This window comes from Corynebacterium atrinae, from assembly GCF_030408455.1.
GTDB classification, from domain to species: domain Bacteria; phylum Actinomycetota; class Actinomycetes; order Mycobacteriales; family Mycobacteriaceae; genus Corynebacterium; species Corynebacterium atrinae.
Genome location: NZ_CP046977.1, coordinates 2,701,691 through 2,721,150, shown reverse-complemented (window position 1 = coordinate 2,721,150; position 19,460 = coordinate 2,701,691). Strand labels below are relative to the sequence as shown.

The following is a 19,460-nucleotide window of genomic DNA, read 5'->3' as shown; positions in this document are numbered from 1 at the left end:
CGGTACCTCGTTCCTGGATCATCTCAATTTGGGCGCACGAGACCACCGAAGTGAGCTGCCCAGCCGTAAATTCTGTTGCTGACGGAGGTTGTACACTGTGTCATTCACAGGCCAGTATCACTGAAAAAGTGCCTGCCACCTCGCTATCCACAAAATTATTCACAGGTGTGGATAACGGACCCCCGAACATGTTATCCACAGCTTAGTCGAAAGGTTGTGGATAACCTATTTGGGTGGTGATACTGCTGTGACCTGGGATTAAGGGTCGAAGGTGGGAAACTCTCAACCTTTAATTTACAGTTATCCACAGATCCGCTCACTCACACGGTGTGATTCTTTCTGATTGCTCTATTGTTACTAGCTCTCCGGAAGTGCTGTCTAGTGATTTGGCATGAACTTCTGTGAGTGCCCGGTCATGGGCGACTAAATTGTCAGAAGGTTGCCAGGGAAAATGAGCAAAGACCCCGGTAACCAGCGATGAAAGACATCGGTGTTATTTCAGGTGCCCCCGAAGACCTCAGGTGAATGAGTGGGCGTGTCGATTTGTTCGAGGTCCGCGGATTCGCGTAGTCTGGCATGGTCTGTCACACCGCCGGACAAGGATTCGGAAGGTGTGTGTGAGAGCAGAGTCGGCACTGAATTCGGGCCGCGGCACGCACTACCCCGCCGCGCGTCTGTGTGGACACTGCGCGCCCCAGGTGGAGTTTTCCACCCTGGGCATCTCCAAACCGTCATTTCACATTTGTACGGAGGTCCGATCCCGGTCGGCCTCCGCGTTACGTAGTAGAGGAGAACAACCGTGGCAAAGGGCAAGCGGACGTTCCAACCAAATAACCGTCGTCGCGCACGCGTGCACGGCTTCCGTACCCGTATGCGTACCCGCGCCGGTCGTGCAATCGTCTCGGCTCGTCGTCGTAAGGGCCGCGCCAAGCTCACCGCTTAAGAGGAGCACACTCCGGTGCTTCCTCAACAGCAAAAATTCACGTCGCCGTCTGACTTTAGCCGGACGATCAAGCGTGGACGCCGTGCAGGAACCCGCACCGTTGTGGTCCACCTGGTGGATCGCTCCAGCATGCCCGACGCGGACATTGCCCTCCAGGGCGGTCCCCGCGTCGGGCTTATTGTGTCCAAGGCCGTCGGGAACGCGGTGATCCGTCACCGTACTTCTCGGCGGCTTCGGCATATCTGTGTTTCACGCTTTGGGTCTCTCCCAAAGCCCACTGACCTGGTGATTCGTGCCCTGCCGGCGGCAGGGACGGCGTCGTCAAGCGAGCTTGACAGCGACCTGAACAAAGCGCTGAAGAAACTGGGAGTGGGACATGGATGAGGACCTGCCAGTACCGCGGGGATTGATCGCCCGCGGGCTCACTGCAGCAGTGCGTTTCTACCAAAACTATCTTTCGCCCCTTAAGATGGGGTCGTCCTGCCGATTCGAACCAACGTGCAGCGCCTACGCTTTAGAGGCTGTTTCACGCCACGGGGCCGCCACCGGCGTTGTCATGACGCTATCCCGGCTAAGCAAGTGTGGCCCATGGCATCCGGGCGGGTATGACCCCGTAACCACGCGAAACTCGACACCAACTGATATCAAGGAGTTCTGACACAGGTGCTCAACTTCATCTACTGGCCTATTTCGGCCATCCTGTGGTTCTGGCACAAGGTATTTAGCTTTGTCCTCAACCCGGATTCCGGCATCTCCTGGGTGCTCGCCATTATCTTCCTCACCTTCACCATCAAGGCTTTGCTGTTCAAGCCGACGATGAACCAGCTCCGCTCCGGCCGCAAGATGCAGGAGATGCAGCCGAAGATGCAGGAGATTCGCGCCAAGTACAAAAATGACCAGACGAAGATGATGGAGGAGACGCGCAAGCTCCAGAAGGAGATGGGCGTCAACCCCATCGCCGGCTGTCTGCCCATGCTGGTGCAGATCCCCGTGTTCATCGGCCTATTCCACGTGCTGCGCTCCTTCAACCGCACCGGCCAGGGCGTTGGCCAGCTCGGGATGTCGATCGAGCAGAACTACCACACCCCGAACTACATCTTCGGCGTCGATGACGTGCAATCCTTCCTCGATGCCACGCTCTTCGGCGTACCGCTCTCGGCGTTTATTTCGATGCCGCAGGAGATGTACGCCGCGTTCCCCAACGTCGAGTTCACCCGCACCGACATCATGTTCGTCGCCGTGCCGCTGGTGCTCATCATCGCCGTGGCCACGCACTTCAACGCCCGCATGTCCATTGACCGCCAGGCCGCCCGCATCGCCTCCGGCAAGCAGGCCGCCCCCTCCGGTGACCGCGCCGAAATGATGCAATCCCAAATGGCCATGATGAACAAGATGATGCTGTGGTTCATGCCGCTGACCATCCTGTTCACCGGCTTCCTCTGGCACATCGGCCTGCTGTTCTACATGGTCTCCAACAACGTGTGGACCTTCTTCCAGCAGCGCTTCATCTTCAACAAGATGGACGCGGAAGAGGCCGCCGAGGAAGAGGCCCGCAAGGCCCTTAAGCGCACCACTGCGCCGGCCCCCGGAGCCCGCAAGACGAACAAAAAGAAGAAGAAATAGCTTCTTCCCCGCTTCGCCCCCACAGCCACCGCCCGAGCGCGGTGGCTGTGTTGATTCACGCTCATGACCACCAGGTAGTCTCAGGGTCATGAGTCAGACCCCGGATCCCGTTGTGGAACCCATCCCGGCCGCCGCGGCCGATGTGTTCGGCGACCGCCTGCCCCTCGCGGAGGCCTACCACCACTCCCTGGCCACTGATGGCTCGCTGCGAGGATTTATTGGCCCCAGGGAGGTGCCGCGCCTGTGGGAACGCCATATCCTCAACTGCGCCGTGGTGGGTGAGGTCCTAGAGCATGGGATAAGGGTCGCCGACGTCGGATCCGGGGCCGGCCTGCCGGGTATTCCGCTTGCATTGGCACGACCCGACCTAGAGATCATCCTCATCGAGCCGCTGCTCAAGCGCTCGGTGTACCTCGCTGAGGTGGTGGAAATGCTCGCGCTGCCCAACGTCACGGTCATCCGTGGCCGGGCCGAGGAGAAGTCGGTGCGCGCGCAGCTGGGGGCCGTGGATGTGGTCACCTCCCGTGCCGTCGCCCCCCTGGGCAAGCTGGCCGGCTGGTCGTTGCCACTAGTGGGCGTGGGCGGCTCCATGATCGCCATGAAAGGCTCCTCGGTGACCGAAGAACTGACCCGTGACGCACGAGAGATCAAGCGTGCTGGAGGGGGCAAGGCGGAGATTATCAGCGTGGGTGGGAAACTGCTGGCAGAGCCGACGACCCTCATCCGTATCCCCCGGGTGCGTTGAGGAAGTGCTCACTACCGGGTGAGCAACCACTAAGGTAGTAAGAGCTACGTCGACAAGTGCAGGAAGAGGTCCACGCACATCCATGGATGACCACACACGGGTACGTTCCCCCCGGGCCACGCTGCCCAAGCCGGAACGCCCACGCCTGATCACCGTCGCGAACCAAAAGGGCGGGGTGGGCAAGACGACCTCGTCAGTCAACCTGGCTGCCAGCCTGGCGGAGCACGGTAACAAGGTGCTGGTCATCGACCTCGACCCGCAGGGCAACGCCTCGACCGCGTTGGGGGCCGTGCATACCTCCGGCACCACATCCAGCTATGAGATGCTCATCGGTGAGGCCACTGGCCTCGAGGCGATGCAGCAGTCAACTGCCCACGAAAACCTCTATTGCATCCCCGCCACCATCGATCTAGCGGGCGCCGAAATTGAAATGGTCAGCATGGTGCGCCGCGAGTACCGGCTCCATGACGCGCTGCGCCGCGGGTTCATCCAGGAACAGGGCTTCGATTACGTGTTCATCGACTGCCCGCCCTCGCTCGGGCTGCTCACCATCAACGCGATGACGGCCGTCGACGAGGTCCTCATCCCCATTCAGTGCGAGTATTACGCCCTGGAAGGTGTGGGCCAGCTGCTCAACAACATCACGATGATTCGTGAGCACCTGAACACTAACCTGCACATCTCGGCCATCCTGTTAACGATGTACGACGGCCGCACCAAGCTCTCCGAGCAGGTGGCCACCGAGGTGCGCCAGCACTTCGGCGATGTGGTGTTGATCAACCTCATTCCCCGCTCGGTGAAGGTCTCCGAGGCGCCCGGTTTCGGCCAGACAATCATTCAGTTCGACCGTTCCTCGAAGGGAGCGATGGCGTACCTCGACGCCGCGTGGGAATTCGGAGCTCGGGGCGACTACCAGACGGTAGCTTCGACTGGCGCCATCGGAGTGAGCCCGGAAACCGCCGCCGAGCTCAACGCTTTGGACACCGTGGAGGAGCAATAATGACCGACGATAAGGCTAAGAAGCTGCCCAAGGGCGCCCCTAAGATCGTGCAGGAACCCCGCAAGGGTGGCCTGGGTCGAGGTCTTGCCGCGCTCATCCCTTCGGGCCCTACCTCCGGCTCGCCCCGCCTCGGCGACGGTGCGGCCGACGTCATTTTGGGGGGCACCAAGGGTGCCCGCCAGGCCAGCTCAACGACGGCTCCACCGGCGAAACCGTCAAAGCTTGAACCCCGGGGCGTCGATAAGCAGGCGGTAACGCCAGCCGACGGTTTCGGTGCCACCTACCGCGAGATCCCCCTCGGGGAGATCGTGCCCAACCCGCAGCAGCCCCGCCAGGTCTTCGATGAGGAGGCGCTGGCCGAGCTCGTCCATTCGATTCGCGAGTTCGGGCTCATGCAGCCGATCGTCGTGCGCCGCGCCGCCGATGACTCGGGCTACGAGATCATCATGGGTGAGCGCCGCTGGCGGGCATCCTCGAAGGCGGGTCTGCGCACCATCCCGGCGATCGTCCGGGAGACCGACGACGGCGACATGCTGCGCGATGCCCTCCTGGAGAACATCCACCGCGTGCAGCTCAATCCGTTGGAAGAAGCCTCGGCCTACCAGCAGTTGCTCGAGGAATTTGGCGTCACCCAGACGGAGCTGGCGGACCGCCTGGGCCGTTCTCGTCCCGTAATCACAAACACCCTGCGCCTGCTCACCCTGCCGGTGGCGGTGCAACGTCGGGTGGCGGCCGGAGTGTTGTCCTCGGGCCATGCCCGGGCGATCGCCGGCGTGAAGTTGGGTGATGACACGTCTGCCGCGCAGGACCATCTAGCCGACCGGGTCGTCGCCGAGGGGTTGAGCGTGCGCGCCACGGAAGAGGCCGTGACTCTGCTCAACCGCAACGGGGCCCCGGCGGAGAAAAAGCAGGCCACCCCGGTCGCTCAGCCGGAGGCCTTCATCCGTGCGGCGGACCGCCTCGCCGACGAGTGGGATACCAAGGTTACGGTCACGATGGGTCGCCGCAAGGGCAAGATGGTCGTCGAGTTCGGCGACCAGGAAGACTTCGAACGCATCCTCGCGCTCATCGAGGGTCAGGGATAGCGCAGGAGAGCAAGGCGTGTACGCGACGCTGATCCCCTTGAGCCAGGACACGCTGGACCAGATTCACCCGCAGGCCGCGCGTTCCATCTTCTGGGAGCTCGACGCGGAGGCCGCCGCGACGGTCCTGGCGACGAGTGATCCGGCCTTTGAGAAGGAAGCCTGGCTGGCCAGGACGCTGTTCGACTACGGCTCCTGCGGCTTCTCCATCGCGCGCAGCACCTTCAACCATGCGGTGGCCACGGTGCTGTTCTGCTCGCGTATCGACGCCCCCGGGGCCGCCCAGCTGCCTACCGCCCCGGTCTCCGCGGACGCCGAGCTGCTCACGTCACTGTTCATCGACCCCGGCTTCGCCGGTGTCGGCCTGGAGGCCGTGCTTCTCGACGCCGTCATCATGGAACTGGTCGGCAGGGACGTCCCCGCCATCGAGGCTTTTGGGTGGCGCAGTGACTTCTTCGCCCGCCCGGATGTGGATTATCTGCTGCGCGGGGTCGTTGGGGATCTCGTGCGCTCCGCCCCGGAGATTGGGCTTATTTCCGTCTCGGTGCTGGAGGCAGCCGGATTTAAGGTGATCGCGGATCACCCCGTACTCCCCCGCCTGCGGCTCGACCTGCCGCCCCAGCAGGATCTGCTTTCGGCCGCGGACGTGGAATTGCTCCTCGCCCGGGCGCGCTCCTGCTAGAGGTTCTCCGCCTTAAGCAGCTCGGCAAACTTGAACGTTCCGGTCGGCTGATCATCCTGATCGAGCAGGTAGAGCCGTTTCACGGCCACGACTATCGCCTCCGCGATGGAATCGCGCACAGCCGGGTTCGTCAGCTTGGCGACATCGTCCGGGTTCGTCAGGTAACCCGCCACTAGCTCCACCGTTGGCATCTGCGTTAAACGCAGCAGCTCCCACGTGCGGGCATGGCTGCCGCAATTCTGCAGCTCCGTGCGGGCAACGATTTCTCGCTGCACGTAACCCGACAGGGTCTCACCCGTGAGGGAACTATCGCCGTGATCCGAACCGAAGTAGAAGGTAGCCACGCCGGAGGCCTTCTCATTGGGGTAGGAATCGCACTGCAGGCAAATCATGAGGTCGGCGCCGAAGGCGTTGGCGATCTCGGCCCGAGTCTTAGAAGAGGGATTATCCATCCGCGGGCGGGAGATGATCGTCTCCATGCCTGCGGCGACCATCCGGCCCTCCAGGCGAGAGGCCAGGTCCCACAGGATTTCCTCCTCGGTGATCTCGCCGTACAGACCCATGACGCTGCGACCCTGGTGAGACCCGCCGAACGCGGGGTCAATGACTACGCGCTTGCCTGCCAGTTTCGGGCCGGCGCTGCGGACGCTCTCCCGCTCCCGAATCGCCTGCGGGGAACCGCCGGTGATGCGGCGACCCAACAACTTCAGGGCGCGAATCGTATCCGGACCGCACACCCCATCGTCTTGCAAGCCCGAGTTGAGCTGGAAGTTCACCAGTGCCTCATAGGTGGCCCGGCCGAAGTGTCCGTCGATGCGGTGGGCGTAGAAACCTAACTCTTGGAGCTGGTTTTGCAGCTGGGATACGTCATCGCCCACCAGCTCGTTACCGGGCTGGAAGGAGAGCACGCGGGCACCGAGCCGGTACGAGGCCTGGCGAAGTTCGCGCAGCGTCGTCTCATCGATCGCGCCGGAGGGAATAATGCCACGGGACTGCTGGAAGGCCTTGAGGATGACGGAGAGCTCCTCATCAAAAAGCTTGTCTTCCTCGTCGAACTTCTGCGATTTCCAATCGGTGAGGGCATCCTCAAACCCGGGGAGCAGGCCGAGACGAGCGAGCGTCGAACGAGCTTCCGCAACGCGGGGGCTGCGATCCCCGACACGTAGTATCTTCGTCACGACACTCCTTCCAGTCCAGACTTTCGAAGTCTCAGACTACCAGTCAGAGATGAGATTCCAGCTTTGCCACGATCGCCGACTTGGGCTGCAAGCCAACAAACTCGTCAACCTTCTCGCCGTTTTTGAAGAACATGACAGCGGGGATCGACATGACCTGGAACATGGCCCCGAGGGTGCGCTCGGCGGAAACATCGACCTTGGCGACGGTGACCTTATCCCCCATCTCATCGGCGATTTCCTCGATGATGGGGCTGAGCTTCTTGCAGGGGCCACACCAGTCGGCCCAAAAGTCGACGATGACCGTCTTGTCGGAGTCGATGACCACGTCCTTGAACGTGGCCTGGGTGACGTTAATGACGTTGCTCACGATCAGTGTCCTTAAAGGTTTTCGAGGTAATGCTGGGCGTCCAATGCCGCGCGGCAACCGGAGCCCGCGGCGGTAATCGCCTGCTGGTAATGATCATCGACCAAGTCGCCGGCTGCGAAGACGCCGGGGAGGTTGGTGCGGGTGGAAGGCTCGTCGACCTGGACGTAGCCGCCGCCGTTGAGGTCCACCTGGCCGTCAAGGAAGCCGGAGCGCGGGTCGTGGCCGATGGCGACGAACATCGCGGACACGGGCAGCTCCGAGACCTCCCCGGTGACCGTGTCCCGGAGGACCAGGCCCGCAACCTTGCCAGCCTTTTCGCCGGTGCCCTCAATGACGCGGTCCACCACCTTGTTCAGCGCGAACTCAATCTTGTCGTTCTGCTTCGCGCGATCAAGCATGATCGGCGAGGCGCGGAAGCCCTCGCGGCGGTGGATGATGGTCACCTTGTCAGCGAATTTGGTAAGGAAGGTCGCCTCCTCCATCGCGGAGTCACCACCGCCGACGACGGCGATCTCGGCGCCCTTGAAGAAGAACCCATCACAGGTGGCACAGCTGGACACTCCCCGACCCATGAGCTCCGACTCGCCGGGAACGCCGAGCAACCGCGGGGCGGCACCCGTCGCGAGGATGACGGTGCGGGCCTGGAAGACCTCATCTCCAACGTGGATCTTCTTGATGTCGCCGCTAAGCTCCACCGAATCCACCAGCTCCATGCGCAGGTCGGCGCCGAAACGCTCGGCCTGGGAACGCATCTCCACCATGAGGTCCGGGCCCATGATGCCCTTTTCAAAGCCCGGGTAGTTCTCCACCTCGGTGGTGTTCATCAACGACCCGCCGTACTCGTAGCCCTCGAAGACGATGGGCTTGAGCTCCGCGCGGGCGGCATACAAGGCTGCGGTGTACCCCGCCGGCCCCGAGCCGATGATCGCCACATCGTGGATGGTGTCAACAACGGTCATAGTGTGGGATCTCCTGAGTTCGTTGGGTACGTCTGCGGCCTAAGTCTATCCTCCGCCTCCGGTACAACGCCCAGCCACCGTGGTTCATTCCGGCTCCAAATTCTCCCCCAAGTTCTCCCGCAGCGCCTGCCGCGCGCGAGCGCGGCGGGACTTGATGGTGCCAGGCTGGACCCCCTCCTGCCGGGCGACGTGGGCGATCGAATACCCGGCGACGTCGATAAGCCACAGTGCCTCGCGCTGGTTGGGATGCAGCTTGGCTAAACCCTCCTGCAGGTGCAAGAGGGTTTCTTTGTGGTGGATGGGATCGACGGCGAGCTTGAGATTGATCTCGTGCGGGATGGCCTCCCCGTCCAACACGGCCAGCTCGACTTGGTTGCGATGGTTACGGAAGTCCCAGCCGGTGTTCATGACCAGGCGGTGCAGCCAGGTGCTCAGACTCGCCTCGTGGCGGTAGGTGTGTAACTTGCGGCTGGCGCGCAGGAAGGCCTCTTGGAGAATGTCATTGGCATCTTCCTCGTTGTGGCCGTACTTGCGGGCGACCCACAACAGCCGCGCGCGGTGCTTTTCCACGATCCTGCTAAAGGCCCGCATGTCTCCCCCGATGTAGGCCGCTATGAGAGCTCCGTCTGGCTGGTTCATCATTTCCCCCCGGAAATTGTGGTGACCAACCCAGTCCACCCCAGGGGAGCCAACCCCGCCACCGGAGGAGCTCAAAGCGCCCACTCCAGTGGGAACACCTGCTAGCGGGTGCCCACCAGATCTACCTCGGCGATCTCCGTGGGGGCACCGTCAGTGGCTGGCTGAGTGATCCACAGCAGCACCGCCGAGACCTCGACTGACTGCGGCAATGCGATGGTCGTGGTTCCTGCGTGCAAGGTGCCCTGCGCTAGGCGTGACGCATCGCCGGGGTTGACGCTGCCGGCATCGCTGACCGAATAGATTTCGAAGGAGGCACCTGAGCTCGTGGCCTGCACGAGGACGGTTTGCAACTGAAACTGCTCCCCCGCGTCGATGGTTACGCCGGAGGGGAAGGTACTGGGAACCCAGCGGGTAGCAGCATCATCATCGGTGACCTCGGGAGCGCTTGCGCCCACGGGAGCGAGGATGATGGGCAGCTCCGTCGGGGCGGCTTCGCTGGAGCGCTGCAAGGAGTCGCTGGTGACGGGCGCCTCCACATTGCCCTTACCGAAGATCGACGCCACGTAAGTCGTCAGCGCAGCGACCAGCACCACCGCGCCGATGGCAAGCAGGGCGATGAGGGTGGTCATTCGCCCCGAGTAGGCCTTGGAGCCGAAGCCCGGCTTGGCCGAGGGCTTCGGGGTGGAGTCTTCGGGGACGACCAGGACCTCCTCGGCCCGTTCGCCGCCCTCGTCCGCGTCTTCCACCCCGGCGAAGGCGCGGAGCTGGCGGGCGAGATCGCGCATATCCGCGTTTTCGGCGCGGGCCGCATCGACGAGGTGCTCGAGGCCGTGGCTAGAGGAAGCGAGCAGCGCCAACGCGGAGGCGATGGACTGTCGATCGCGGTCGATGGAGGCACCCGGCAGCACCGCCGGGAACGCCAGGACCGCCGTGCCGTCGGTGGAGATGCGGATGCGGGCACGGTTGTCCAAGCCCAACGGTGAGTTGGACTGGTGGGCGTTAGCGGCGGCGTCGACAAGCGGGGCGAGCGCCAGGGCGATGGCCTGTGGATCGAGGCGATCGTCGGACTCGGCGACGGCCTTGAGGGATGAGCCGGGAACCCAATCGGCGACGATGAGGCAGCCGGAGCGATAGGCCAGCGCCTCGACGTCCGGCCCCGCGACCTTGCGGGTGCGGCGCGAGACCTCGGAGGCGATGCCGGCGGCCGCGGCCGAAGAGGTCGGGGCCAGTGGGGCGCTACCGGTGGTGTCCACAAAACTCAGTGCCACTTCGCGGCCGGTGGCCAGCTCCTTGGCCTGCCAGAACCGCGCTCCGGGGACGGAACCGTGATCGGCGAGGAGACGGAAGCGGCCGTCGGAGACCGGCGCGCCGGGAACTAGGCGCGGGCCGCGGACCACGCCGGCGGACATGGGCGGCGGTACCGGGGAGGCGTTGAAGGGGTCCATCGCCATGAGCTGGCTGGACATTTCGCCGACGCTGGGCTCCTCCACCTGGATCTCGCGGGAGGTGTCGGGGCGGATGATGCGGGACAGCCCGGGGATCCGACCCAGGACGCGGCCCAAGTTCTGGACCTCGGGCAAGCGGGAGAACGACAGCGCGAAGCCCGTGACCACGAGGAAGATGAGGCCGACAATAGACATCCGCAGCAGGAAGCCCACGGAACCCAGGGGACGGAAGAGCGGCTCGGCGAAGAACAGGAGCAAGTAATCAGCTAGCAGCGCCACGGCGACGCCGACGAGCGAGGCCGCCGCCGCCCAGATCGTCGTGCGCATCAGCGAGCGGGTGCCCAAGTGACCGAGTTTGCGGCGAAGCAGGAGCGCGCCAATGACCGCACCGGTGATGAAACCGAAGCCGTTGGCGGCACCGAGGAGCACGACGACGCGCTCGGGGGCGGTGGCCACCGTTGGTGCCAGTAGCGACAAGACGATCTTGGTCACCGTGATGCCAGCGATGATGAAGGTGGGCGTCCACGCCTCTTCGCGGGCGTAAAACACACGCAAGTGGAGCAGCACGAGGGCGTAAGGGATGAGCGTGAACGCGGAGAAGCTCAAGGTCAGGCCGATGAGGGTGGCTGAGGCGCCATCGAAGTTGCGGTAGGCAAACAGGCCCATGCCGATCTGGGGGCCAAACGCCGTGAGGAACACGACGATGGGAATGAGCGCGATGAACGTCAGCTTGGAGGCCAGGTTGAGGTCACCCACGACTGCCTTGTCGTCGCCATCTGCGGCATTGCGGGACAGCCGCGGCATGATCGCGGTGAGCAGGGTGACGCCGATGATGCCGTAGGGGACCTGGAGCAACAGCCACGCCTGTTGGTAGATGTTCGGCGCAGAAGCATGCGCCTCAGAGGCGATGCGCATGGTGACGATGTAGCCGACCTGGGAGATCCCGACGTACACGATGATCGCCATGGCCATGCCGCCGAATTGCCGCAGCCGGTGGTCGATGCCCCACAGGGGGCGCAGGTCCACGCCCGCCTTTTTCAGGTAGGGCAGCATGATGAGCGCCTGGATGATCACGCCCAGGGTGGTCCCCGCGCCCAACAGCATGACGTGCGGGTCGAGGATGCCGGAGGGGGCGTGGGGGTTAAGGAACCCCGGGACTGACATGTAGAGGACGAGGACGGCGATGGAGACGACATTGTTTGCCACCGGTGCCCAGGCACCCGGTTTGAAGATGGATTTGGTGTTGAGTACCGCCATGAACAGCGCAAAAATGCCGTAGAAGAAGATCTGTGGCAGCAACAAGTAGGCGAAGGATGTCGCCTGGATGACGTTAACCTTGCCCTCGTCATCGAGCATGATCCGCGTGAGAATCGGCGCGGCCACCACCGCCAGCACCGTCACCACGATGAGCAGCGAAGCCGAGAGGGTGAACAGGCGCCGGAAGAAGGCCGCTCCCCTATCGGGGTCTTCCTTCTCAGCCCGGACGAGCACGGGCACCACGAGCGAGGTGAGCACCGCGCCGAGGACGATCTCGGTGATGAGGTTGGGCAGAGTGTTCGCCGAGTTGAAGGCCGAGGCTACCGCCGGGCCCAGCGCCGCACCGATGAGCAGGTTGCGCAGGAAGCCGGTGATGCGGGAGATGAGGGTGGCCACCGCCATCGACCCACCGGCCCGCACGACTTCCGAGTCTGTGGCTACCTTCTCCGGGAGCGCCTCGTCGGGAACTCCCAGCATGATGCCCGGCGCGGAGGTCAGCGTCGAGCGATCGTGGTCACGCCCCGTTGCTCTTGGCTGAGTGGTGCCGCTTCGTCGGTCGGGCACAGGTGCCGGAGGCGTCGGCGTGGAAAAGCGCGAGCGCTGTCCGACGGGCGGAGTGGGGTTGGTTTCATTGGTAGTCACTTTGACCTAACCATTCTTGATGTGTTCACTCTGACGACGCTGGTAGGAGCGTCGGCGCCCGACCCGGAACACCAGCGTCAGGGTGAGCCCGATGACGAGGAGCAACGCGATTCCGTAGGTTCCGACAATACCGGCCCGGGTTTGCACGGTAATTTCCACCGGAGTGGAGATTGGCGAGCCGTCGCGGGTGGCCAGCCACAGTTGCAGCTGTGTTTGATCTCGCCCGGAGGGGCCGGAGGGCAGATCCGCGGTCATCTGCACCGTGATGGAGCCGTGCGCGGGGATATGGACCCGCTCGGGCACGTTGACGTGGGCACCGGTGGGTCCGGAGTATGCCAACTCGGCGTCGACAGGCAACGGCAGCCCGTTTTCGGCGACGATGAGCAACGGTGAGCTTTCCGAAACACGCGTGTACACATTGCCCGGCGGAATCAGAGCCACCGATCCGCGCAGGTCCTGGAGGGCTTGGCGGTTGGCGTCGAGGCGTTCGTCGGTGCGCAGCACGGCGGTGTCATAGGTGCTGATGCTGTTGCGATCGGTCGCAGTAAGCGAGGAGACGACGTCGAGACGCAGGGGCAACGTGAACCCGTAGCGGGTGAGGGCGATCGCGGGATCGTTGAGGGTGATGCGGGTGAGATCGTCGATGTAGCGGGCCTGCTGGCCCGCGCGGAGGACCTCGGCGTCGCTGATGACGGAGGGGTCCACGTAGGGGCTACCGAAGCGCACGACGCCCGGGGTCGGCGGGGCGATGGGCTGGCTTTCGAGTCCCGTCGGAGTGGTCACGGCGGTTCCCAGGGCGAGCGGTAGCGCCCGGGAGTCAGCGAACAGCGCCGCAGTGGTGTCCAGCAGCGTTGCTGCGGTGTCGGGATCGAGGTTGGCGGGTGGGACCGCGAAGATTGGGTCGGGCTTTTGTGCCCAGTTACCTGGCAGGGACTTTTCCGCGACCGTCAGGCGCAGGGCCGTGCCCGCCGAAATGGCGCGGGCGGCGGTGGAATCCTCCAGATAGTCGAAACGGGCTTCCGGGTTGGAGTAGCCGGTCGTTGCCGGCGCGGGACCGGTGGAGGCGAGCATGGCTCCCAGTGCGCCGGGGAACTTCCACGCTGTAATGCCCGGTGCGAGCAGCGCCGAGGAGTCGGTCGAGGGCACGCCCCAGGTTGTATTGTCGGCGACGAGGACGCTCACCGACTGCGCGGGTGCGGGCGGGACGGCCGGAATTGCCGGGGTGAGGTCGGTGGATTCCAGGGCGGTGTCATCATCAGTAGTGGGTTCCTGCGGCGCGAGGGCGGCGACTTCCTTCTCCCACTTCTGCTGCATGCCGCCGGTGGACACCGTTGAGGTCGAATGGTCGGCCCACCCGAGCGCCGGAGCGGCTTGCTCGGTGACGTACCCGCTGTTGGGGATAACTAGATTGTTCACTGGGGTCGCGCCCAGCTCCTCCTGGAGCACGGTGGGTCCGCGTTCCACGGACTCGCGGAAGAGCCACTCATCGCGGGTGGCGGCTACGGCGTTGAGGTCGGCATTGTTCCAGGGCAGGGCAACGGTACAGCTCCGGGAAGCGACCTCGCGGAGCCTATCCAGCCACTGCTGCGCGTGCTCCGCACCGGTGCCCTTCTCCCCCTGGTCCGCCTCGTTGCTGCTGCCCCAGGAATCGCGGAGCCGTTGGGATTTTTGTACCGGGGACGGGCGGGTTCCTGCTACGACGTAGCCATCAGTTGCCATTCGCGCGACCGTGTCCACCAGCGCGGGATCAATGGCCAAGCAGGAACCCTCCCGCAGATTTCTCGCCTGCGGACCATCGGTGATGGCGTAGCGATACGTCGACAGCAGCCGGTCCAGCCGCCCACCCTCCGCGAGTTGTCCCGCGAGCTGTTCGCTGCTCAGGATCAGTGCCGGTTGCTCTGGTGCGGTTCCCAGCTCTCCGGGGACGATATCAATCTCCGCGGTGAGCGGATACACGAGGTTGAGCCCCGGCGCCTGCGGCGGGGTCGTCTCGCCCTCAGTCGCCTCGGCCGCCACCGACACGAGCATCCGCTCGCTGCTCAGCGACTGTTCGCCTCCGTCGTCCAGCGTGCCACTCAGCGAAAACATCACCGGGTACACCGCGCCGGGTTCGAGGGAAAGGTCATCGGCGCTCACCGTGATGGTGACATCGCGCCGCTCCCCCGGTTCCACATCGGAGATGCTTATCGACGCCCCCCTCAACGGGTAGGCCGAATCCTCCAGGCTCAGAGCCTGCCGGGCCTGCCCCGCCGTCGGCGTGGGGTAGCCCCGCTGCGGGCGCAGTGTGAGGTCGCGAGCCGTGGAGTCAGCTGAGTTCGATACCGTCAGCGTGACCGTCAGCGGTTGGCCGGGTTGGAGTTGGGAGGCCCCGAGATCGGGAGCCTCGCGCAGGTCGAGGTTGATGCCGTCATCTGGTTCGCTGCGGGCGGCCGGGTTGACCCATTGTTCCGCGACCGAAGGGTCGCTGGGGCTGACTGGAGTCGGGAGGGCGTGTGCGGGGGTGACCCAGGCGGGCGTAGATAAGCACAGCAATACCCCGGCAACCAGGAGGCGCTGTGGGCGGCTCACCGTGGGGTCGCCCTTCCGGCCGCCTTCTCCTCCCGCGCCAACTCGGGCAGAAGGTCGTGCGCGGTGCGGGCGAGCTTACGCTCATCGGCATAAGCCAGGTGTTCAATGAGCTCCGAAACGGGGATCCAGGATACCTCCGTGACCTCCGGGTCCTCGTCGTTGAGGCCACCGTCGACAAAGCGCAGGAGGTGATGGTGCACCGTCTTGTGGATGCGCACGCCCTCCGACACAAACCAATAATCGATCACGCCGAGATCAGCGAAAGTTTCGCCGTGAACTCCGGTCTCCTCCCACACCTCGCGCTCGGCCGTCGCGCGGCGGTCCTCCCCCGGCTCGACGTGCCCCTTTGGCATCGACCACAACAGACGCCCGCGACGATCAAGCCGGCCGATCAACGCGACATAAACCCGGCTGAGATCCACCTCTCCGGCGTCGTTGACGGCCTCCGCCAGACCGGAGACGACGAGCCCACCAGCGGACGTCTCATCGCGGGTGACCATCCGACTATTCGCTGACGTGCGGCGTTTATGCTGCGTGTTCCGCTGATTGGAGCGCTGATTCGTCCGCTGGGCCGAAGAGCGACGGCGGTTGCCGGATCCGTCGCGGTTGCCGGACTTCCGTCGCCCGCGATTCTTGTCGTCCTCGCCCGCTGACTCGGGCTTTTGAGCTTTGTGCGCCTTCTGAGTCTCCTCCGGGGCGCCCTGGGCACGGCGACGCGACCGTCGGCGGCGGCGCCGGCGTTTCGGATCGTGGGAATCCGATCCCCGCTCAATGTCAGTCATCCCCGCCATCGTATCCGCTGGGAGCACCTTTCGAAATTCCCGGACGCCCGTGTGTCACCGGTAGATTGGTGGCTGTGACTTTTGAGGACGCTCCGCTGACCCCCCTGGCCCTGTTATCGCGGGCCGAGAAGACCATTGTCGGGCTCGCCCCAGTGCTCTCTGATTTGGTGGCGGCCTTCGCGGCCCGTGGTGTTCCTCTCTATCTCGTGGGTGGCTCCGTGCGCGACGCGGTCCTCGACCGCCTGGGCCATGACCTGGACTTCACCACTCCCGCCCGGCCCGATCTCATCCTTGAGATCCTCAACGAGTGGGCCGAGACAGTGTGGGATACCGGCATTGACTTCGGCACCGTTTCCGCCGTCAAGGCCGGCCAGCAGATCGAGATCACCACCTTCCGCTCCGATACCTATGATGGGCAGTCCCGCAACCCCGCCGTCATGTACGGCGACACCCTCGAGGGCGATCTCATCCGCCGCGACTTCCGCTGCAATGCGATGGCCGTCGAGCTGTCGCTTATCGACGGTTCGCTGGAGGGACGCTTCCACGATCCTCTCGGTGGACTCGACGATGTGCTCAGCCGCCGCCTGGACACCCCCGACGCCCCCGAGATCTCCTTCAACGATGATCCCCTGCGCATGCTCCGCGCCGCCCGCTTCGTATCTCAACTCGGGTTCGGCGTAACTGACCGGGTCCGCTCCGCCATGACCGAAATGGCTGGTCAGATCGAACGCATCACCGTCGAGCGCATTCAAGTGGAGTTGGACAAGCTGATGCTCGGTGATGCCCCTTGGGCCGGAATGAACCTGCTGGTGAGTACCGGTATCGCAGCCTTTGTTTTCCCGGAGATCCCCGCCATGCGGGCCATGCAGGACGAACACCGCCAACACAAGGACGTCTACGCCCATTCCATGCAGGTCCTGCGCCAGGCCATTGATCAGGAAGAGGACGGCCCCGACCTGGTGCTACGCTGGGCGGCTTTGCTCCATGATTGCGGCAAGCCCGCCACCCGCTCCTTTGACGATGGCCGCGTTTCCTTCCACCACCACGAAGTCGTCGGGTCCAAGCTGGTGCGCAAACGCCTGCGCACCCTGAAGTACCCCAAGCACGTCACCTCCGACATCAGCCAGCTGGTCTACCTGCACATGCGGTTCCACGGCTTCGGCGAGGGCCAGTGGACTGATTCCGCCGTGCGCCGCTACGTCACCGACGCCGGCGAGCTCCTACCTCGCCTGCACAAGCTCGTTCGCGCTGATTGCACCACCCGCAACCAAAAGAAGGCGGCCCGCCTGCAGCGCACCTACGACCACCTGGAGGAGCGGATCGCCGATATTGCCGCGAAGGAAGACCTAGCGCGCGTGCGCCCCGATCTTGACGGTAACGCGATCATGCAGGTCCTCGAGCTGCCGCCGGGCCCGGAGGTGGGCAAGGCGTGGGCATTTTTGAAGGAACTACGCCTGGAACGCGGTCCCCTGGAGCGCGAGGACGCGATTGCGGAACTGCGCCAGTGGTGGGAAGCTGAACAGTCACATCGTGAGGAAGGACAATAGCGTGTCAATGCCTGACTTTTTCGCCGATCGGCTGTTCAATGCCCTCGAGCGCAACACGCCCGAGCCCGGCATGTTGCTCGTCGCGGCCCCCGGCATGCTGTCCGAGGAATTCAACCGCACGGTCGTGCTCATCATCGAGCACAACGAGCACCTGACCTTCGGAGTGAATCTCGCCTCGCGTAGCGACGTCGCCGTGTTCAACGTCATGCCCGAATGGCTACCCGCCGTGGCTAAGCCCCAAGCCCTTTACATCGGCGGCCCGCTGAGCCAGCAATCTGTCGTCGGGTTGGCCATGACCAAACCAGGCGTCGATCCGGGGCAGGCCCCCCAACTTAACCGCCTGGCCAACCGGCTGGCACACGTCGACCTGCGTGCCGACCCGGAGGAGATTGCCGACCTCGTCGAAGGCGTGCGCCTATTCGCCGGATACGCTGAGTGGGCCCCGGGCCAATTGGACGAGGAGATTGAACGGGGTGACTGGTTCGTTGCCCCCGCCCTCCCCACCGACGTAGTGGCCCCCGGCCGCGCTGATTTGTGGGGTGATGTTATGCGCCGCCAGCAGATGCCCCTGCCGCTGTTCTCCACCTTCCCCGCTGATCTGGTGGACAACTAGGGATGGGTACTGAGGAAATAAAGAAGGGCTTACGCGAAGCGTGGCCCGTTGCCCTCGGGCTCATTCCCTTGGGACTAGCCTTCGGCCTTCTTATTACCCAGGTGGGATTTGCCTGGTGGTGGGCCCCGATCTTTTCGTTGGTCATCTACGCTGGATCAACAGAGTTCCTCACTATCAGCCTTATCACCTCCGGCGTGGGTCCGGTCTCAGCTGCCATCACTGGCTTCATGGTGAACTTCCGCCATATTTTCTATGGCCTCACGTTCCCCCGGGATGCCATCGGCAGCCGAGCTGGTCGCGCCTATTCCACCTATGCCCTGACGGATGAGAACTACGCGATCGTCTCCGCTCGCCCGCCCGGCAAGGTCAGCGGCGCTTGGGTGCTGACAATCCAGATCTTCTGCCAGGCCTCTTGGGTTTGTGCCGGCATCATCGGTGCTCTCGTGGGTGGAGTGATTCCTTCCGGACTGCAGGGCATGGAGTTCGCCCTAGTTGCCTTGTTCGCGGTTCTGGCCTGGGAGACCTTCCGCAACAACCCGGATTGGTCGTTGCCTATCATCGCACTCGTCCTGGGTGTCCTCGTGGGCCTCGTTTCCCCCAGGCACCTGCTCATGATCGCGCTGCTGCTGTACTTTTTCACCCTCCTGGCGCGCTACCTCTCCCCCGCTCTTGATCAGAAGCTGGAATGGAGGCGGAAGCGATGAACTACGGACTGCCCGAGGGAGTGACCCTCATCGGTGCGCTGGCAGTTCTGCTGCCGATTGCCTTAGTGACGCTGACGCTGCGCTGGCTTCCCTTCGCCTTCGTCAATGTCCTCAAGGGCAATGAGTTCTTCGGGTTGCTCGGCCGCATGATGCCCGTCGGCGTCATGGTGGTCCTGGTCGTGTACACGCTCTTCGGGCAGTCCGGGGCACCCGGCGGAGTGTGGGCGGCGTTGATCGCTCTGGCCCTCACCCTTGGGCTACATGCGTGGCGGCGTGATTCCGGCCTCTCCATCCTCGGGGGAACCGCGGCCTATATGCTGCTGGTCAATCTGGTCTTTTAGAGCTCGGGGAAGGTGGCGGAGGCCTCCGCCCACAGTCCCTCAAACTCCTCGTCGGTGAGCTTGCGGGCGTCGATGTCCGGGAAATCCGCGTAGGTGTCGGGGTGGGGAACCACCGTTTGGGGGCGGTTGTCCATCCCCACTGCCATGTCTTGGGTGGCGGCCCCGCGAATTCGCTCGGCCGGATCCAGCTCGATGATGCGGAGCATGGTGCAGGTCTCGGAGTCGATCTCCTCCAGCTCCGCCAGGTGGGTGACGGACCCGGCGCCGGGGATGCTCATATCGATGCGGACGTAGAGGTGCTGTTTCACGTGAAACATCTTCTGCTGTTTTGGGTCGAAGTGCA

At 64.0% G+C, this 19,460-nt stretch carries 20 protein-coding genes; 12 read left to right on the top strand and 8 right to left on the bottom strand.

The genetic code is table 11. The annotated features are described in order from the left end of the window. The first annotated feature begins 799 nt into the window (after window positions 1-799). From rpmH to CATRI_RS13105, 8 genes are all read left to right on the top strand, one after another. Window positions 800-943: a 50S ribosomal protein L34 gene (rpmH, locus tag CATRI_RS13140; protein ID WP_015402223.1), complete on the top strand. Its 144-nt coding sequence runs from the start codon at window positions 800-802 to the stop codon at window positions 941-943. Between the two features lie 15 nt (window positions 944-958). After that, complete coding sequence (gene rnpA, locus CATRI_RS13135; protein WP_290218386.1) at window positions 959-1,327, top strand: ribonuclease P protein component; 369 nt, start codon at window positions 959-961, stop codon at window positions 1,325-1,327. Then, on the top strand, window positions 1,320-1,601 hold the full coding sequence (gene yidD / locus CATRI_RS13130) for a membrane protein insertion efficiency factor YidD (protein WP_290218382.1): 282 nt from the start codon (window positions 1,320-1,322) through the stop codon (window positions 1,599-1,601). Before rnpA ends, yidD begins: the two co-directional genes overlap by 8 nt. Before the next feature lie 5 nt (window positions 1,602-1,606). After that, window positions 1,607-2,566: a membrane protein insertase YidC gene (gene yidC, locus CATRI_RS13125; RefSeq protein ID WP_290218381.1), complete on the top strand. Its 960-nt coding sequence runs from the start codon at window positions 1,607-1,609 to the stop codon at window positions 2,564-2,566. An 88-nt stretch (window positions 2,567-2,654) separates the two neighbouring features. After that, window positions 2,655-3,311: a 16S rRNA (guanine(527)-N(7))-methyltransferase RsmG gene (gene rsmG / locus CATRI_RS13120; RefSeq protein WP_290218378.1), complete on the top strand. Its 657-nt coding sequence runs from the start codon at window positions 2,655-2,657 to the stop codon at window positions 3,309-3,311. Between the two features lie 82 nt (window positions 3,312-3,393). Then, window positions 3,394-4,311: a ParA family protein gene (locus CATRI_RS13115; RefSeq protein WP_290218375.1), complete on the top strand. Its 918-nt coding sequence runs from the start codon at window positions 3,394-3,396 to the stop codon at window positions 4,309-4,311. Beyond that, window positions 4,311-5,396 carry a ParB/RepB/Spo0J family partition protein gene (locus tag CATRI_RS13110; protein ID WP_290218372.1) on the top strand — a complete coding sequence of 362 codons (1,086 nt, stop codon included), beginning with the start codon at window positions 4,311-4,313 and terminating at the stop codon, window positions 5,394-5,396. Before CATRI_RS13115 ends, CATRI_RS13110 begins: the two co-directional genes overlap by 1 nt. Before the next feature lie 16 nt (window positions 5,397-5,412). Then, window positions 5,413-6,075 (top strand): hypothetical protein, encoded by a 663-nt coding sequence (locus CATRI_RS13105; RefSeq protein ID WP_290218368.1) that lies wholly within the window; start codon window positions 5,413-5,415, stop codon window positions 6,073-6,075. On the opposite strand, the gene CATRI_RS13100 is transcribed toward CATRI_RS13105, so the two are convergent. The 7 genes from CATRI_RS13100 to CATRI_RS13070 form a co-directional block, all read right to left on the bottom strand. Continuing rightward, on the bottom strand, window positions 6,072-7,253 hold the full coding sequence (locus tag CATRI_RS13100) for an N-acetylmuramoyl-L-alanine amidase (protein WP_290218365.1): 1,182 nt from the start codon (window positions 7,251-7,253) through the stop codon (window positions 6,072-6,074). The two genes, CATRI_RS13105 and CATRI_RS13100, sit on opposite strands and share 4 nt — an antisense overlap. Window positions 7,254-7,296: 43 nt before the next feature. Then, complete coding sequence (gene trxA / locus CATRI_RS13095; protein ID WP_290218363.1) at window positions 7,297-7,620, bottom strand: thioredoxin; 324 nt, start codon at window positions 7,618-7,620, stop codon at window positions 7,297-7,299. 11 nt (window positions 7,621-7,631) lie between these two features. Continuing rightward, a complete protein-coding gene (trxB, locus tag CATRI_RS13090; RefSeq protein ID WP_290218360.1) occupies window positions 7,632-8,579 on the bottom strand; it encodes a thioredoxin-disulfide reductase in 948 nt (315 codons plus the stop codon). Window positions 8,580-8,663: 84 nt separating this feature from the next. Beyond that, complete coding sequence (locus tag CATRI_RS13085) at window positions 8,664-9,221, bottom strand: sigma-70 family RNA polymerase sigma factor (protein WP_290218357.1); 558 nt, start codon at window positions 9,219-9,221, stop codon at window positions 8,664-8,666. Window positions 9,222-9,319: 98 nt separating this feature from the next. After that, complete coding sequence (locus tag CATRI_RS13080) at window positions 9,320-12,562, bottom strand: lipid II flippase MurJ (protein WP_290218355.1); 3,243 nt, start codon at window positions 12,560-12,562, stop codon at window positions 9,320-9,322. Window positions 12,563-12,568: 6 nt separating this feature from the next. Continuing rightward, window positions 12,569-15,130 (bottom strand): hypothetical protein, encoded by a 2,562-nt coding sequence (locus tag CATRI_RS13075; RefSeq protein WP_290218353.1) that lies wholly within the window; start codon window positions 15,128-15,130, stop codon window positions 12,569-12,571. Next, window positions 15,127-15,912, bottom strand: coding sequence for an NUDIX hydrolase (locus CATRI_RS13070; RefSeq protein ID WP_290218350.1), 786 nt, complete (start codon window positions 15,910-15,912; stop codon window positions 15,127-15,129). The genes CATRI_RS13075 and CATRI_RS13070 overlap by 4 nt, the downstream gene beginning before the upstream one ends. Before the next feature lie 74 nt (window positions 15,913-15,986). Between CATRI_RS13070 and CATRI_RS13065 the strand changes: the two genes are divergently transcribed. The 4 genes from CATRI_RS13065 to CATRI_RS13050 are packed head-to-tail and all read left to right on the top strand — an operon-like array spanning window position 15,987 to window position 19,117. Further along, window positions 15,987-17,459, top strand: coding sequence for a CCA tRNA nucleotidyltransferase (locus tag CATRI_RS13065; RefSeq protein ID WP_290218346.1), 1,473 nt, complete (start codon window positions 15,987-15,989; stop codon window positions 17,457-17,459). A 7-nt stretch (window positions 17,460-17,466) separates the two neighbouring features. Next, complete coding sequence (locus CATRI_RS13060; RefSeq protein WP_290218343.1) at window positions 17,467-18,072, top strand: YqgE/AlgH family protein; 606 nt, start codon at window positions 17,467-17,469, stop codon at window positions 18,070-18,072. Window positions 18,073-18,074: 2 nt separating this feature from the next. Then, window positions 18,075-18,776 (top strand): AzlC family ABC transporter permease, encoded by a 702-nt coding sequence (locus CATRI_RS13055; protein ID WP_290218340.1) that lies wholly within the window; start codon window positions 18,075-18,077, stop codon window positions 18,774-18,776. After that, window positions 18,773-19,117 carry an AzlD domain-containing protein gene (locus CATRI_RS13050; protein ID WP_290218337.1) on the top strand — a complete coding sequence of 115 codons (345 nt, stop codon included), beginning with the start codon at window positions 18,773-18,775 and terminating at the stop codon, window positions 19,115-19,117. Before CATRI_RS13055 ends, CATRI_RS13050 begins: the two co-directional genes overlap by 4 nt. Here CATRI_RS13050 and CATRI_RS13045 read toward each other — a convergent pair. Next, window positions 19,114-19,434: a hypothetical protein gene (locus tag CATRI_RS13045; RefSeq protein ID WP_290218335.1), complete on the bottom strand. Its 321-nt coding sequence runs from the start codon at window positions 19,432-19,434 to the stop codon at window positions 19,114-19,116. The two genes, CATRI_RS13050 and CATRI_RS13045, sit on opposite strands and share 4 nt — an antisense overlap. Window positions 19,435-19,460 lie beyond the last annotated feature (26 nt).

Bases quoted from the DNA above. Each gene is read 5' to 3' on its own strand.
- CATRI_RS13050 (WP_290218337.1), top strand. From the start codon at position 18,773: ATGAACTACGGACTGCCCGAGGGAGTGACCCTCATCGGTGCGCTGGCA.
- CATRI_RS13045 (WP_290218335.1), bottom strand. From the start codon at position 19,434: ATGTTTCACGTGAAACAGCACCTCTACGTCCGCATCGATATGAGCATC.
- trxB (WP_290218360.1), bottom strand. From the start codon at position 8,579: ATGACCGTTGTTGACACCATCCACGATGTGGCGATCATCGGCTCGGGG.
- CATRI_RS13110 (WP_290218372.1), top strand. From the start codon at position 4,311: ATGACCGACGATAAGGCTAAGAAGCTGCCCAAGGGCGCCCCTAAGATC.
- CATRI_RS13060 (WP_290218343.1), top strand. From the start codon at position 17,467: ATGCCTGACTTTTTCGCCGATCGGCTGTTCAATGCCCTCGAGCGCAAC.
- yidD (WP_290218382.1), top strand. From the start codon at position 1,320: ATGGATGAGGACCTGCCAGTACCGCGGGGATTGATCGCCCGCGGGCTC.
- CATRI_RS13055 (WP_290218340.1), top strand. From the start codon at position 18,075: ATGGGTACTGAGGAAATAAAGAAGGGCTTACGCGAAGCGTGGCCCGTT.
- CATRI_RS13070 (WP_290218350.1), bottom strand. From the start codon at position 15,912: ATGACTGACATTGAGCGGGGATCGGATTCCCACGATCCGAAACGCCGG.
- CATRI_RS13085 (WP_290218357.1), bottom strand. From the start codon at position 9,221: ATGATGAACCAGCCAGACGGAGCTCTCATAGCGGCCTACATCGGGGGA.
- CATRI_RS13115 (WP_290218375.1), top strand. From the start codon at position 3,394: ATGGATGACCACACACGGGTACGTTCCCCCCGGGCCACGCTGCCCAAG.
- rsmG (WP_290218378.1), top strand. From the start codon at position 2,655: ATGAGTCAGACCCCGGATCCCGTTGTGGAACCCATCCCGGCCGCCGCG.